This is a genomic window from Nocardia sp. NPDC003482 (assembly GCF_053588115.1).
This window is the reverse complement of record NZ_JBSFPI010000013.1, coordinates 1-13,163: the sequence shown is the minus strand read 5'-3', so window position 1 is coordinate 13,163 and position 13,163 is coordinate 1. Positions and strand designations below refer to the sequence as shown.

At 66.0% G+C, this 13,163-nt stretch carries 16 protein-coding genes and 1 pseudogene; 8 read left to right on the top strand and 9 right to left on the bottom strand.

Annotation, left to right across the window (positions count from 1 at the left end; genetic code table 11):
• Nucleotides 1-222 precede the first annotated feature (222 nt).
• The 3 genes from ACWDSJ_RS21020 (at nt 223) to ACWDSJ_RS21010 (ending at nt 3,763) form a co-directional block, all read left to right on the top strand.
• Nucleotides 223-1,404, top strand: a complete 1,182-nt coding sequence (locus ACWDSJ_RS21020; RefSeq protein ID WP_450033694.1) for a helix-turn-helix domain-containing protein — start codon at nt 223-225, stop codon at nt 1,402-1,404.
• 78 nt (nt 1,405-1,482) lie between these two features.
• On the top strand, nt 1,483-2,412 hold the full coding sequence (locus ACWDSJ_RS21015; protein WP_450033693.1) for an aminoglycoside phosphotransferase family protein: 930 nt from the start codon (nt 1,483-1,485) through the stop codon (nt 2,410-2,412).
• Nucleotides 2,413-2,563: 151 nt separating this feature from the next.
• A complete protein-coding gene (locus ACWDSJ_RS21010) occupies nt 2,564-3,763 on the top strand; it encodes a helix-turn-helix domain-containing protein (RefSeq protein ID WP_450033692.1) in 1,200 nt (399 codons plus the stop codon).
• Nucleotides 3,764-3,875: 112 nt separating this feature from the next.
• Here the strand turns inward: ACWDSJ_RS21010 and ACWDSJ_RS21005 are convergent, their stop codons facing one another.
• The 4 genes from ACWDSJ_RS21005 to ACWDSJ_RS20990 all read right to left on the bottom strand — a co-directional run bounded on the left by ACWDSJ_RS21005 (nt 3,876) and on the right by ACWDSJ_RS20990 (nt 5,960).
• Entirely contained in the window at nt 3,876-4,070 is a 195-nt protein-coding gene (locus ACWDSJ_RS21005; RefSeq protein WP_450033691.1) for a hypothetical protein, read from the bottom strand.
• A gap of 104 nt (nt 4,071-4,174) precedes the next feature.
• Nucleotides 4,175-5,035 carry a helix-turn-helix domain-containing protein gene (locus ACWDSJ_RS21000; RefSeq protein ID WP_450033690.1) on the bottom strand — a complete coding sequence of 287 codons (861 nt, stop codon included), beginning with the start codon at nt 5,033-5,035 and terminating at the stop codon, nt 4,175-4,177.
• The gene (locus ACWDSJ_RS20995; protein WP_450033689.1) at nt 5,032-5,571 is read right to left on the bottom strand and encodes a DUF6879 family protein; all 540 of its coding nucleotides are present in this window, start codon (nt 5,569-5,571) and stop codon (nt 5,032-5,034) included. Before ACWDSJ_RS20995 ends, ACWDSJ_RS21000 begins: the two co-directional genes overlap by 4 nt.
• Nucleotides 5,568-5,960 (bottom strand): hypothetical protein, encoded by a 393-nt coding sequence (locus tag ACWDSJ_RS20990; RefSeq protein ID WP_450033688.1) that lies wholly within the window; start codon nt 5,958-5,960, stop codon nt 5,568-5,570. The genes ACWDSJ_RS20995 and ACWDSJ_RS20990 overlap by 4 nt, the downstream gene beginning before the upstream one ends.
• A 300-nt stretch (nt 5,961-6,260) precedes the next feature.
• Here ACWDSJ_RS20990 and ACWDSJ_RS20985 point away from each other — a divergent pair, with 300 nt between their 5' ends.
• From ACWDSJ_RS20985 to ACWDSJ_RS20975, 3 genes are all read left to right on the top strand, one after another.
• Nucleotides 6,261-6,401, top strand: a complete 141-nt coding sequence (locus ACWDSJ_RS20985) for a hypothetical protein (RefSeq protein WP_450033687.1) — start codon at nt 6,261-6,263, stop codon at nt 6,399-6,401.
• 109 nt (nt 6,402-6,510) lie between these two features.
• Complete coding sequence (locus ACWDSJ_RS20980; RefSeq protein WP_450033686.1) at nt 6,511-8,247, top strand: ribonucleotide reductase N-terminal alpha domain-containing protein; 1,737 nt, start codon at nt 6,511-6,513, stop codon at nt 8,245-8,247.
• Nucleotides 8,244-8,708, top strand: coding sequence for an NUDIX hydrolase (locus ACWDSJ_RS20975; protein WP_450033685.1), 465 nt, complete (start codon nt 8,244-8,246; stop codon nt 8,706-8,708). Before ACWDSJ_RS20980 ends, ACWDSJ_RS20975 begins: the two co-directional genes overlap by 4 nt.
• Before the next feature lie 128 nt (nt 8,709-8,836).
• Here ACWDSJ_RS20975 and ACWDSJ_RS20970 read toward each other — a convergent pair whose 3' ends face one another.
• The 4 genes from ACWDSJ_RS20970 to ACWDSJ_RS20955 all read right to left on the bottom strand — a co-directional run bounded on the left by ACWDSJ_RS20970 (nt 8,837) and on the right by ACWDSJ_RS20955 (nt 11,495).
• The gene (locus ACWDSJ_RS20970; protein WP_450033684.1) at nt 8,837-9,541 is read right to left on the bottom strand and encodes a haloacid dehalogenase type II; all 705 of its coding nucleotides are present in this window, start codon (nt 9,539-9,541) and stop codon (nt 8,837-8,839) included.
• On the bottom strand, nt 9,538-9,948 hold the full coding sequence (locus tag ACWDSJ_RS20965; protein WP_450033683.1) for a VOC family protein: 411 nt from the start codon (nt 9,946-9,948) through the stop codon (nt 9,538-9,540). Before ACWDSJ_RS20965 ends, ACWDSJ_RS20970 begins: the two co-directional genes overlap by 4 nt.
• Before the next feature lie 141 nt (nt 9,949-10,089).
• A complete protein-coding gene (locus tag ACWDSJ_RS20960; RefSeq protein WP_450033682.1) occupies nt 10,090-10,917 on the bottom strand; it encodes an alpha/beta fold hydrolase in 828 nt (275 codons plus the stop codon).
• The gene (locus ACWDSJ_RS20955; protein ID WP_450033681.1) at nt 10,914-11,495 is read right to left on the bottom strand and encodes a TetR/AcrR family transcriptional regulator; all 582 of its coding nucleotides are present in this window, start codon (nt 11,493-11,495) and stop codon (nt 10,914-10,916) included. The genes ACWDSJ_RS20960 and ACWDSJ_RS20955 overlap by 4 nt, the downstream gene beginning before the upstream one ends.
• A 91-nt stretch (nt 11,496-11,586) precedes the next feature.
• On the opposite strand from ACWDSJ_RS20955, the gene ACWDSJ_RS20950 reads away from it, so the two are divergent.
• Together ACWDSJ_RS20950 and ACWDSJ_RS20945 are read left to right on the top strand one after the other, a co-directional pair.
• Nucleotides 11,587-12,165, top strand: coding sequence for a TetR/AcrR family transcriptional regulator (locus tag ACWDSJ_RS20950; RefSeq protein WP_450033680.1), 579 nt, complete (start codon nt 11,587-11,589; stop codon nt 12,163-12,165).
• Between the two features lie 14 nt (nt 12,166-12,179).
• Nucleotides 12,180-12,923, top strand: a complete 744-nt coding sequence (locus ACWDSJ_RS20945; protein WP_450033679.1) for a cupin domain-containing protein — start codon at nt 12,180-12,182, stop codon at nt 12,921-12,923.
• Between the two features lie 108 nt (nt 12,924-13,031).
• On the opposite strand, the pseudogene ACWDSJ_RS20940 reads toward ACWDSJ_RS20945, so the two are convergent.
• Nucleotides 13,032-13,163: pseudogene (locus ACWDSJ_RS20940) on the bottom strand (IS110 family transposase); the annotation flags it as partial.

Below are 13,163 nucleotides of genomic sequence, written 5' to 3'. Positions count from 1 at the left end.
GACCGCGATTCACGCCCGGGTGTGCCAGAGCGCTGGAGCATCGAAACCTCCGAGTGTGGTTTGTCCGGAATTGTGGCTTCGCCATCGAACCCCGATTTCAAGGCTGACAAATCGGTGCCCGCCTGGGTGCCAGAAGAGTGACAGTCCGGCCTTGTGGATCGCACGCGCACGTCTATACCCTCGAGGCAGGAGGGGGACTCCTACACATCGAGGGCCGTTGTCGTGGCAACCGAAGGTATCGGCAGTCGAATCAAGCACGAACGCAAGCTCGCCGGGCTGACACAGGCGCAACTCGCCAATCGCATCGGCTACAGCGTGTCCTACGTCCGGGCCGTCGAGCAAGGTCGCGAGCCCGCCAGCCCGGCTTTCACCGCGGCCGTCGCCGCGAAAGTCGGTGTCGATCCCGATCGGCTCAACGGAGCCCCCTACATCGAGACCTTGGAGGAAGAGGGTCCGATCGAGGGGCTCGAGAAACTGCGCGTGATTCTCGCCGAGGGCACCCATGTGCGGGCGGTCGAACCTCGGTCACCCCAACAACTGCGGGCCGACCTCACCGCGGTGCAGGCGGCACTGCACAAGGACCGCACCCGGCTGTCGCTGTCCTTGGTGCCCGATCTGCTGCGTGAATTGCACGGTGCGGCGCAGGCCGCCCGGACCGACGCGGAACGCCGGACCGCGTACGAAATGCTTTGTGAGGCATACATCGCCGCCGAGGGCGCGGTGTGCCGATTGGGTTTCTCGTCGCTCACCGCACTGATCCTCGACCGTCTCGACGCGGCGGCCGCGCACGCCGACGACCCCGGCTACGCGGTCCGCGGCCTGATGAAACGCGCACGGCTGCTGATGGCGCATGGCTCCACGACTGTGGCCATGTCGTTGGTCGAGCAAGGGTTGGGAATGATCGACGGGAATTCGGAATCGGAGCGAGTCCTGCGAGGCTACGGCCACCTGCGGGGCGCGATCGTCGCGGCCCGAAGTCGTCAACTCGACTCGGCCACCGAGCACATTCGCGAGGCACAACGCATAGCGTCGGCGATGAATCATGAAAGTGCCCTCTACACCACCGAATTCGGCCCAGGGAACACGGCGATACACGCCTGCGCCGTCGAACTGGAAGCGGGCGATCCCGGGAAGGCGGCACTAACGGGATCCCGCCTGCGACTGCCACCCGACGTCGCCGCTCCCCGAGCGGGTCATCATTGGCAGGACAACGCGCGAGCATGGCTCATGGCCGGTAAACCCCACGAGGCATTGCAGGCACTGAACAAGGCTCGCGCTGTCGCACCCCAGCAAACTCGCCTCCACCCCTCGGTCCGCGAGACCGTCTACGGCATCGCCGCCGCCGAACGCTACCGGAGCGACAGTCTGGGAAATTTCACGCGGTGGCTCGGAATGAATGTCTGAGGCCATGGCAGAGGCCGAGGTGGGCAGGTCGCTCATCTGCCAAACTGACGCAGAACGCCGTACCGGGGCGAAAGGTCGATGAGCTTCGCGCTCGGAACGATTCGGCTGTGGGGAGTGAGCGAGATCGGCGAAGACGGGCTGGCTGAGGTACTTCGAAATGCTTGTCTCGCAGCGGGATTCGATCCTTCCGATGCCGATCTTCTGCGGATTGGCGAGAACGCCATATACCGGCTACCCGGCGGCATCGTGGTGCGGATCAGCCGACCACGACAAGAAGCCGCGGCTTCCCGAGAGGTGGCGGTGGCCCGGTGGTTGGAGGGCGCGGGGGTCGAGGCGGTGCGGGTCGCGCCGGGCATCGAGCAGCCGATGGACGTTGATGGGCGGGCGGTGACCTTCTGGCGGGAGTTGCCGCCTCATCGGCCCGGCACGCCCATCCATGTGGCCGAAGCCCTCAGGAAACTTCATCGCCTCGCGCCTCCCAGGGGCTTCGATCTGGCGAAGGTGGCACCGTTCCTTCGGCTCGAGGAGCGGATCGATGGCGCGCGTTTCCTGCCGGATGACGACCGGCGTTGGATGCATGAAGACTTGGCTCTGTTGCGTCAGCGGTGGGAGGGATTGCCGATCGGGTTGCCGTGGTGCGTGATTCATGGCGACGCGTGGGTCGGCAATGTCGTGGTTGCCGACGACGGCCGTGTGATCCTGCTCGACCTGGAGCGCACCTCGATCGGGCCGCCGGAGTGGGATCTGGTGCACACGGCGATCAAATGGTCGTCGTTCGGTTGGATCACGGCGGAGCAGTACGGTGAGTTCTGCGCGGTCTGCGGGTACGACGTCAGCAGATGGGACGGTTTCGAACTGCTGCGGGACATTCGGGAGTTCCGGATGACGACGATGGCGGTGCAAGCAGGGACGACCGATCCCAGGTGGCGAGAGCGGGCGGGGCATCGGCTCGCGTGTATCCGGAGGGGGTCGGGTCGGCCGTGGTCGGGGTGGGAGGCGCTTGGATGACGTCCTGAAATCGGCCGCTCGACGAATCCACTTGCGGCGGTGCGAGTTCCGTCAGATCTTGACGTCGAAACTCGGTAACAGTCGTTACTTCGCCGCCCATTCTCGGTATCCTCGAGGAGGGCGTTGAGGGGCAACGCAGGGCGGCGATGAGTTGGACATCGGGCGGCGGATAGAGATCCAGCGGGAGCGAAAAGGCATGTCCCGGCCCGTTCTCGCGGGTCTTGTCGGGCTGTCCCCGGAGTGGCTGGCGGCCGTCGAGAACGAACGCTTACCAACCCCGAGTCTGTCGGTGCTGCTTCGCATTGCCCGCGCCCTCGAACTCCACGATCTCGCCGAGTTGACCGGGAACGACCACGCCGTACCCGTGGCGGTCTTCGCGGGCGAGCGGCACGCCGCCCTCACCGCGGTAGAGGCGGCACTGCTTCAGAGCGCTCCTTCCGAAACAACCATCACGCCAACGGAACTCGCCGAACGCCTACGACAGGCGTGGATCATCCGCCACGCCAGCCCCGATCATCGAACCCAGTTGGGAGCGTTGCTGCCCGACCTGATCCGGGACGCGCAATCGGCCGCACGCACCCCCGGACCCGACCGGCGGGCGGCGCGGAAGCTGCTCGCGGGCGTCTACCAATTGGCCGACTTCTATGTGGCGTATCAGCCTGCGCCCGAACTGGTTTGGCTGGTAGCCGACCGGGGACTGCACGAAGGGTACGAGGCCGACGACCCGTATGTGATCGCGTGTAGCGCGTGGGCGATGGTCCAGGCCCTGCGCGACTCGGGCCGGTGGGAGGAGGCCATCGGCCTTGCGAAGGACGCGGCCGACCGGTTGCTCCCCTATCTCGAACGAGACACCACCGGCGACGACTGGCGCGGAATCGTCGGCGCGCTGGAGGCCGAAATCGCTTACGTGTACGCGCGGCGCGGGCGGCACGGGGACGCGTGGCGGCACTGGGAGGGGGCCCAGCGGGTCGCCGAGCGGCTGGGTTCGGCGTACCGGCACACACAGACATCGTTCTCGCTCCCGGTGATGGGCGCGCACGCCGTCACCCTCGGGGTGGAACTGCGCCAGCCGGGGGAGGCGTTGCGGGCGGCGCAGCGGATCGACGCCGAGCGGATCGTGTCGGTGCCCCGGCGTAGCCGCCACCTCATCGAGGTCGCCAGGGCGCACGCCTTACGCGACGAGCCTGAGGCGACCTACGCTCTGCTGGCGAAAGCCGAGAGCACGGCGCCTGAGACGATCCGATACAACGGGTTCGCTCGGGAGCTGCTGCTCGTCTTGCAGAAGCGGCCGCCCGCGGGGATGCGGAACGAGGTCCGGGAGATGAGCCGAAGGATCGGTGTCGCCGCGTGACCGAGCGAGACCTCGAGAGTCGAGGGCCGCATCTCGTGGCAGCCGAAGGTATCGGCGGCCGAATCACCTATGCGTGCAACAAGCCGCGTCGGGCCATATGGCCGAGTCGCGGTTAGCCTTGGGACGCTCGGATTTCAAGCGGGAGGAGCGCGGGCGTGGAGAGCCCCGTGGCCAGGATCAGCAGGTCGGCTTCGCGCAGGCGGCCGTCGGCTGTGCGGATGCCGTGGGGTTCGATGCGTTCGATTGCGTCGGTGATCAGGTCGGCATTGGGTGCCGCGATCGCCCGGTAGTAGGTGTCGGAGACCACCTGCCGCTTGCAGAAGGGCTCGTCGTCGGGGTGAGCGATGCCCGCAGGCTCGCCGTGCCGGAAGTGCGTGACTTCTTGTACAGGTGGACGGCGCGCTGAGGCGGCTACCAGGATTTCGTAACGCCGGTGACCTCTGTCTGTCGATGGTCCATCGCCTTGCCGATCAACAGCCGTGCAGCGTCGCCGACGACTGCCTGGTTGAGCAGCGTTTGAAATACCTGCTCGTACAGCGCGAGCTCGCGCGGTTGTGAAATGGTCAGCTCGGCCGAAATGGTTTCGATGTGGGCGACCCTACGATCGAAGATGACGAAGTTCGTCGTCGGCGCTTTGTAGTCGGCCATCGCCGGGACAATGCTCACCACCACGTTGGGTAGCCGCATGACGCTGAGCAGGTGGTCGAGCTGGCCGATCATCACCTCATTCGATCCGACCGTGGTGTACAAAACCTGTTCGGCCAGAACGAAATTGAAGCGATGATTGCCCTGACGCAGAACCTCTTGGCGTTCCATTCGGGCGGCGATCCCGTCCGCGACGGGTTCGGCGTGACCGTAGAAGGCGGCGACCTTGGTGAGCATGGCCTGGATGTAGTCGGGGGTCTGGAGTAGCCCCGGCATGATGACCGGCTCGAACCAGCGCGTCAGCCGGGTGGCTTCTTCCAGGGTGTGTAGTTGCTGCTGCTTGCGCCGAATCCCGGCAATGCGTTTCCACTCGACGTACGCGGCTTCGAGATTGCGCAGGGTGGCGATCAGGTCTGGGGTCTGTTGCTTGGCTTTGCAGTGGCGGCACCAGATACGGATGTCGGCTTCGGTCGGTGTCTGCTTGCCGCGTTCGATCTTCGAGATTTTCGAGGAGTGCCAGCCCGTCAGTTCGGCCAGCTGGACGCCAGAGAGGCCCGCGTCGTTGCGGATGTCGCGTAAGCGGCCGCCTAACGCCTCTCTGGCATCACGAACGCTGGAGCTGGTCACTTGGCAGCAGCGTAGTCGCTTTCCACATAGTCGGCGTGCGGGATGGCCTTGGCCCACACCTCGTCGCGAACAGCCACCAGGTGGGCCGCGATCACCGGATCCTCGGTGACGGCGAACCCGCCGAAGTCGCCGTCGTCTTTGAAGCTGACGAACACGACCAGGCGGTCATCGAACAGCCAGTAATCGTCGCGGGCGAGGGCGGCCGGATCGACCAGGGGCCGCGGGAGCCACTTGATCTCTTCGCCCGCCTCGATGTTCAGCGGGGCGATGGTGAGGCCGAAGCGGGTGTAGTTTACGTGCGGAATACTGACCAGCCGCACACGGTGCACCTGCTTGCCGCGTGAGGTGACGTCGCGAATCAGATCGTCCCAGGAACGGCACCATTCGTAGTCGTCGGGCTCACCGTCCAGGAACTTGCGGAAGGGCTCGCGCTCGTCGGCAACGCGGTACTCGTCCTGGGTTTCCAGGTGGAAGGCCCGCTGCCAGTCACCCTCGCGGAAGAGGTCGACGAAGTCCTCTCCCTGGATCAGTTTCATACCGGCCGGATCTCCTTTCCCATCGGCACTTCGATGGCCGTTTCGCGCGCGGGCAGGTTCATCTGCTGCAGGGCCTCCAGGTCCGTCACTGGGGCACCACGGAGGGTGAACGTGCCGCGCCCGGTATCCGTGAGCGGCGTCCCCAGGCACGTGCCGGTCTCCAAGAATCCCAGCAGCATGTGCGGGATCTCGATCACGGAGCCGTCGGGCCCGGTGCGCCATCCCTGTATGACATAGGTGCCCCGATCGGACGCGAAAAGGGTTGGGCACGTTCCGTTTTGACTACCAACGCCGAGGCATCGTAACCGCATGGCGACCGTCCTTGATCTCGTGATGCGCGAAAACGCTCGAACGATGACATCGTGGCTCGTCGCCGGATGGCCGGTCAATGCTCCGAGCGTGCCCGAAGCAAATCGGAGCAAAAGCCTGGCTGCCCGCTACGTCGCTCTTCTAGCGTCGATGCACAGGCGCTCGGCACCAGGTGAAAGCCCGCTCGGGACAGCACAATTGGCTTGCTTCTCCCTGGTGCCGAGCTGCCCTCACCACGGGAGCAAGGGGAGCGTATGTCGCTGAGCCAGTATCTCGTCAGAGTCCATTGTTGCGGCAGCCGCTGGCTGCTCGAAGTGCCGGCGGTGGGGAGATGAACGACGATCGATGACAAGAAGGCGATTGCCGATACTGCCAGGGCCATGATCGCCGCAGTCACCGACGTGCCCACCGACGCCTTCGGCATTGACTTGGCCGAGGACCGAGTAGTGGGCAGTATCGACGAATTCGCCAGTGCCACACGGCTTCAGCGCTGGCACCCGTCCGCCTCCGTCGTCGCCTGAAATGACGTATTAACCCATCCAACTCTTCCCGGGATGCCTGGTGTTCGAACCAGGCACTCGGTTCGTGCTGCGCCGTCAGGGCGCGACTGAAGCAGGAGCGAACTTTCGCATGCCACAATTCATTCCGTCCCCCCGGGCCGAGAACGTCTTACGCAGAGGCCGGATCGTCGGCGTCGACGAGACGCCGACTGCCATGGTGCAGCGGGTCACGGACGCGCTCGCCCACCAAGAAGCAGCATTCGCGGATCGGCGTGCAGGCGCGCAGTTCGCCGAGGAGTTCGCGGCGGCCCTGGCGGCCACGGATATCGTGATGAGCACTCCCGTCATGACCAATGCGGGCCGCTACCACGACCGACCACTCACCGCCTGCACCATGCCGACCGTCGACGTCGAGCCGGGCAGGCGGGAGCAGCTCAAGAAAGAGATCATTCGGCTGCACGAGCAGGGCATGGGTACCGGCTTCAATCTCGACGCGGCCAATGACCCGGTCGCTACCCTGCGCTTCCTCAACAGCGTGGCGGTGGAGAGCGCCAGTAACGGGCGCGAGGATCGACCGGTCGGCAACATGGCGATCCTGAGCGTGCGCCATCCGAGGATTGACGAGTTCATCGCCGCCAAGCTCGACGCCTCGGCGGACGGCACCGACTGGAAGTTCAACATTTCGGTCGACCTCGACCGCAGCTTCATGGACGCGCTGGAACATGGACGGGCGGTTGATCTGCGTGACGGCCGCCAGGTCGACGCTCACGAGCTGTTCGACAGGTCGTGCGGTGCCGCCGCGGCGTGTGCCGATCCGGGCATCGTCTTCCTCGACCGCATGAATGCCCGAAATCCGTTGCCCTGCATGGGTGCCTACACCACCACCGCGCCGTGCGCCGAGGTCGGCTTGATCGCCGGGGAGACGTGTCAGTTCGGCTACCTCAACGTCCGAAAGTTCGTTTCCACCGACCGCGCGGGCCGGGCGGCCATCTCTACCGACAAGCTGGCGGCAACGACCCGATTGCTGACTCGTGCCTTGGACAACAGCCTCCAGATCAGCCATGCGAATCTGAATAACATTCAGGCGCAACACGTTTCGCTTCAAAAGCGAAAGATCGGCATCGGGCTGTGCGGGGTCGCCGACGCCCTCAGTACGGTGGGCCTGCCCTACGACTCCGCAGCTGCCCGCACGCTCATGGCCGAGGTGCTGTCCCTCGTGAACATCACCTCAAAGGAAGAATCGGTGCGCCTGGCCGAGCAGCGCGGCCCGTTCGGCGCTATGCGCACCAGCCTGATCGGCAACCGCCACCGGGAGGCACCAGGGCACATCGAGCGGCTCTACGGGCAGCTCGAATCGGGCACGGTTCCGGCCGCAGCCTGGCGAGCGCTATCTCGACACGTGTCGGCGACGGGGATGCTGCGCCACGTCTCGACCATCGCGCTGCCGCCGACTGGTCGGAGCGCGTTGGTGATCGACGCTTCGACAGGCATCGAGCCGCACTTCGATACCTTCTCGGCGAACACGGAGGTGCTCGCGGCGTTGGAACGCGTCGTCCAACAGAAGTACCGGGAGTCGATCTATATTGCGCGGCCGAGGCATTCGCAGCCGGTACGGGACATTCTGGCCGCTGCCGCCGAGATCAGTCCAGCCGGGCACATCGGGATGGCCGCCGCCCTGCAGCAATACACCGACGAAGCGATTTCGAAGACGATCAACCTGCCTGCGGGCGCCACAGCCGCAGACGTTCGGTACGTATACTGCGCGGGCTACAAAGCCAACCTGAGCGGCGTCACCGTGTACGTGGACGGCAGCCGCCGGGCACAGCCCAAAGAATTGCAGCCCATGATTGAGCGAGGAGAAGTATGAGCGATACCACCCATTTTCAATACTGCCAAAAGCTGGTCGTGATCGACCCGGAAACCAACAGCGTCCTGCTGGCCCGCCGCAAAGGAGAGGCCGATTACGACGGCGTCTATTCCTTCATCGGCGGCAAGATGGAAACCACCGACAGCTCGATCCTCGACGCCATCCGACGCGAAAAGGAAGAGGAGATCGGCAAGGCGGCCACCATCCTGATCGCCGAAGACCTGTCGTACAACGTGCTGTTTCGCAAGAAGGACGGCAACAGCATGATCCTGCCGCACTTCTACGCTGAATACGCAGGCGGCGACATCGAACTGAACGACGAGTACGCCGATTACGTGTGGGTGCCGGTCGACCACCTGGATGCGTTTGAGCCGAAGATCGACACGATTCCGGTCGCGGTGCGGTGGGCGAGGGAAATCGGCAAGGTGGCGAAGGCGAATCGCGGGCTTACTCAGTTGTGAGCCACGTCGGTCGCCCGGCGTGGGTATGCCTGACACGTCGACGGCCTCAAAGAGAGCAGATATGACGCCCCGACGCCGCCCTGCGGCTGAACCGCCGGAGCCGAACGGCCCGGCCCCGGGACGACGGCTCAACAACCCAGTTGCGTCGCCAAATCGAGAAAGTCGGTGGCGTTGATGTCGAACTCCTCGCTGAACTCGGTGTCCGCCAAGGTGATATCGCCGTACTCGTACGGGCGGGCTACGAAGGCGGTACGGAAACCGAGTGCGGCGGCGGCGCGGATGTCGTATTTGTGGCAGGCGACCATCATGATGTCGGCGGGTGGTAGGCCGAGGTAGGTGGCGGCGAGGTGGTAGGTGCGGGGGTCGGGTTTGAAGGCGTTCGCCATTTCGGCGGTGAAGACGGCGTGCCAGGGGAGGTCGGCGTGGCGGGTGATCTGCACGACGGCGGAGACGTCGGCGTTGGACAGGGTCGCCAGGAGGTAGCGGGTGCGGAGGCGGTGTAGGCCCGCGACGGTGTCGGGCCAGGGGTCCAGGCGGGTCCAGGCGCGGGTCAGGGTGTCACGGTCGATCGGCTCGAGGTGCATGCCGCGGCTGTCCAGGACGGTGTCGAGGGTTCGGCGGTAGATGGAGGCCACGCTCACCCAGGGGCCGTCCTGCGGCTGCCGGGAGGTTCCGGTGAAATAGGCTGCGCGCCAATCGTTCACGAAACGCGACCAGTCCTGGTCCGGGTAGCGGTCACCGGCGAGTCGCTCGGCGGCGCGCCGGATTGTGGAATGGAAATCCGTCGCGGTGCCCTGCACATCGAACAGCAACGCTGTCGGCCGGTCGCTCACGCGCGCTCCGAATGGCTTGGGTAGACGGCGATCTCGATGAGGTTGCCGTCGAGGTCGCGGCAGTAGTGCGAGGTCATCTCGCCCAGCGCGCCGATCTTGGTCACCGGACCGTCGACGATCTCCACACCGCACTCGACCAGATGCGCCGCGACCTGTTCCGGCGAGCTGCCGGTGACGAAACACAGATCCGCTGAACCCGCGGCCTCGACGGCGCCCGTGATCCACGCCGGATCCTGACCGAGCGGACGCAGGTTGATCTTCTGATTCCCGAACGTCAACGCCGTGCGCCCGGCCGGGCCGAATGTCTCGACGGTCATGCCGAGCACGCGCGCGTACCAGCGCGCGGTGGCGGCGACATCACGGCAGTTGAGGACGACGTGATCGAAACGTTCGACGGTCAGGGCCATTTCGGCACGGTAACAGGTCTCCGGTTGGACAATCCGTGCGGCGGTAGACCCCGTGAGGTCGGCGTACCGATGGCGATTCGCTCAGCCCTGCCGAATCGATCGCCCGGCCTGCACGGGGTGTTGTCGCCGGGACAGCGTCGCCTACGTCCGCTCGGTGAAGATCTTGGTCAGCCGCTCCGCGAATTCCGTTGCGTGCGTGCGTGATCCATTGTGCGCGCCGGGGAACTCGGTGACCGACAGGCCCAACCGGAGGGCGATGGTGGCGGCCGGACGGTAGGGGAGATGACCGCGGGTCCGTTCACCGGCGGCCAGCACCAGACGATCCGTCAAACCGTCGAGCGCGCCGAAATCGGGTATATACGAGGTGAATTCGCGGAGTTCGTACTCCATCATGATCGGGCCGTTGGCGGCCAGCCGGGCCCAGGTCTCGGTTTGGCGGGGGGTCATCCGCTCGGGTTGGGGGGTGGGGTCCATGACCGGGCCGATGCCCGCGAGGAAGTGGGCGCCCGCCGCGGCGAGGCCCTCGGTGTGGAACAGGTCCAGCACCTCCTCGATCCAGGCGTGGTGGGCGGCGGCGGTGGGCAGGACGGCGAAGCAGGGGGGTTCGTGGGCGACCACGGTCCGGACGCGCTCGGGGTGGTGGGCCAGCAGATCGAGGGCGGTGATCGCGCCGTTGCTGGTGCCGAACACGAAAGCCGGTTCGCTACACAGTGTTTCGATGATTCGGGCGGCGTCGTCGGCCTGCACGGCTACGTGCTGGGGTTCGGGGTGGCCGCTGGTCAGTCGGCTGCGGGAGTAGCCGCGGACGTCGTAGGCGATCACCGTGAAGTGTTCGGCGAGGCCCTCGGCCAGGTCGTCGAAGTTCGCGGCGTCGCCGCCACCGCCGGGGATCAGCAGCAGCGGCGGGCCGTCGCCGCGGATCTCGGCGTACAGGTCGGCGCCGGGGACGGGGACTGTCTCGGATTTCATGATCTCTCCTTCTCGGGCCACTGCGACAAGGTGCGGTGCAGGGCCTCGACGATGTGGCGCCAGCTGGTGTCGGTGGGCCGGGAATGGGCGAATCCGCCCGCGGCCTCCAGCGTGGCGAAACCGTGAAAGGTGCTGCGCAGCAAGCGGCCCGCGTCGGTGGCGGCGGGTTCTTGCAGGCCGTAGCCGTGCAGGATGGCCTGGGTCAGTTCGATGCTGCGTAACAAGGCGGGTTCGTCGGCGACCTCGGCGGGGTCCATGCGGATCTGCGTCGCCGCGTAGCGGCCCGGATGCTCGAGCACGAATGACCGGTAGGCTCCGGCGAATCCGATCAGCGCGTCCTTGCCGGAGCGGCCCGCCATCGCCGCCGCGATGCGCTCGTTCAACTGCGTCGCCGACGCCAGGGCCACCCGCACCCGCAGGTCGTGCAGATTGCGCACATGGGAGTACAGGCTCGGATCCTTCACGCCGACCGCGCGGGCGACCGCGGACAAGGTCAGATTGTCGAACCCGATCTCGTCGGCCAGCTCGGCCGCCGCCGCGGTGATCCGCTCGGCGGTCAATCCCGTTCGCGGAGACACACATCCACCACCTTTCCTAACTTAATTAGGTTACACCCTAATGGGCTTAGGAAGCTATTCTTCTGTACCTACTAGTATGTATAGTGCGGGTATGAGCACGAGGGACGATCTCATCGAGAGCACCCGGGCGCTGCTGTGGGAGCGCGGGTATGTGGGGACCAGCCCGAAGGCGATTCAGCGGCGAGCCGGGGCCGGGCAGGGCAGCATGTATCACCACTTCGCGGGCAAGGAGGAGCTCGCGCGGGCGGCGATCGATCGGACGGCCGCCGAGTTGCGTGCCGCTGTGGACGCGCGGCTCTCGGGTCCGGGCACTGCACTGCAACGTATTTCGGGGTATCTGCGCCGCGAGCGCGATGTCCTGAAGGGTTGTCCGATCGGTGGGTTGACCCAGGATCCGGATGTGATGGCCGCCCCCGCGCTCCGCGAGCCGGTTCAGGAGACGTTGACCTGGTTGTGCGCCCGCCTGACCGAGGTGCTGAGCGAGGGGCTCGACCGCGGTGAGCTGAGTGCGGCCCTGGATCCGGGCGCTACGGCGGCGGCGATCGTCGCGGCGTTGCAGGGCGGGTACGTCCTGGCTCGGGCCGCGGACAGCACGGCGCCGTTCGAGCGGGCGGTCGAGGGTGTACTCGCGTTGCTTTCCGCCTATTCGGTGAAACCTCAAGAGAGATAAGGACATCGGCGCGCATGCACGTCTCCCATTCTCCGCACACCGCGGTACCTGCCTCGTCGTCGTTCGTCACCGGTGACGTGCGCGTCGAAGAACTCGCCGTCCCTGATGGCCCGTCGCGGACGCAGGTCGACAGCGTTCGGTTCGGCTCGGGTGCTCGGACGCACTGGCATCGTCATCCCGTCGGGCAGGTGCTCGTGGTGACCGACGGGGTGGGGCTCGTGCAACGCCGTGGGGGACCGGTCGAGGTCATTCGGGCGGGCGATACCGTGCGGATCGAGGCGGGCGAATGGCATTGGCACGGAGCGACTTCGGACGCGCCGATGACGCATGTGGCGATCGAGGAACATCCGGGGGACGGCACGACGGCGGAGTTCGGCCAGGCGGTGAGCGACGCCGAATACCAGGCCGCGAACGGCGATCCGGCCCCGCCGCTGAGCCGGGTGATCGTCATGGACCAGCCGCTGCCACGACCGCTGGCCACCCAGCGCGTCGAGATCCGGCGGATCACCATCGCACCCGGACACGCCGCCGGAACGCACACCCACAACGGGCCCGTCTTCGGCACTATCGAGACCGGATCGGTCGTCTACCAGATCGACGGTCACCCGGAAACGGTGCTCGAACCCGGCGACGTCTTCTACGAACCCGAGGGCACCCGCATCGCCCGCTTCGACGCCCGAGACGACGGCGTCACATTCCTCGGCTACTTCCTACTAGGCGACGGCATGACCCCCGAAGTGGCCTTCCCCGACGCCTGACGACCCCCACGATACGAACCCAGCCGCACCCCTTGTTCGAATCCGCACCCGTTTCAGGGCATTACAAGGGGTGCGGATCCGAATAAAGACATCCCAGGGGCTTGGAGGTCAAGCAGCAGTGGCTTGTTCGGTGTATGTGGGCCAGGCGGCCGCTTCGTCGTAGAGGGTGCGTGTTTTGAGGCAGCCGTGGAGGATGCCGACGAGGCGGTTGGCGAGTTGCCGTAGCGCGGCGTGGTGTTC

Bases quoted from the DNA above. Each gene is read 5' to 3' on its own strand.
- ACWDSJ_RS21015 (WP_450033693.1), top strand. From the start codon at position 1,483: ATGAGCTTCGCGCTCGGAACGATTCGGCTGTGGGGAGTGAGCGAGATC.
- ACWDSJ_RS20995 (WP_450033689.1), bottom strand. From the start codon at position 5,571: ATGAAACTGATCCAGGGAGAGGACTTCGTCGACCTCTTCCGCGAGGGT.
- ACWDSJ_RS20985 (WP_450033687.1), top strand. From the start codon at position 6,261: ATGATCGCCGCAGTCACCGACGTGCCCACCGACGCCTTCGGCATTGAC.
- ACWDSJ_RS20980 (WP_450033686.1), top strand. From the start codon at position 6,511: ATGCCACAATTCATTCCGTCCCCCCGGGCCGAGAACGTCTTACGCAGA.
- ACWDSJ_RS20975 (WP_450033685.1), top strand. From the start codon at position 8,244: ATGAGCGATACCACCCATTTTCAATACTGCCAAAAGCTGGTCGTGATC.
- ACWDSJ_RS20965 (WP_450033683.1), bottom strand. From the start codon at position 9,948: ATGGCCCTGACCGTCGAACGTTTCGATCACGTCGTCCTCAACTGCCGT.
- ACWDSJ_RS20960 (WP_450033682.1), bottom strand. From the start codon at position 10,917: ATGAAATCCGAGACAGTCCCCGTCCCCGGCGCCGACCTGTACGCCGAG.
- ACWDSJ_RS20950 (WP_450033680.1), top strand. From the start codon at position 11,587: ATGAGCACGAGGGACGATCTCATCGAGAGCACCCGGGCGCTGCTGTGG.
- ACWDSJ_RS20945 (WP_450033679.1), top strand. From the start codon at position 12,180: ATGCACGTCTCCCATTCTCCGCACACCGCGGTACCTGCCTCGTCGTCG.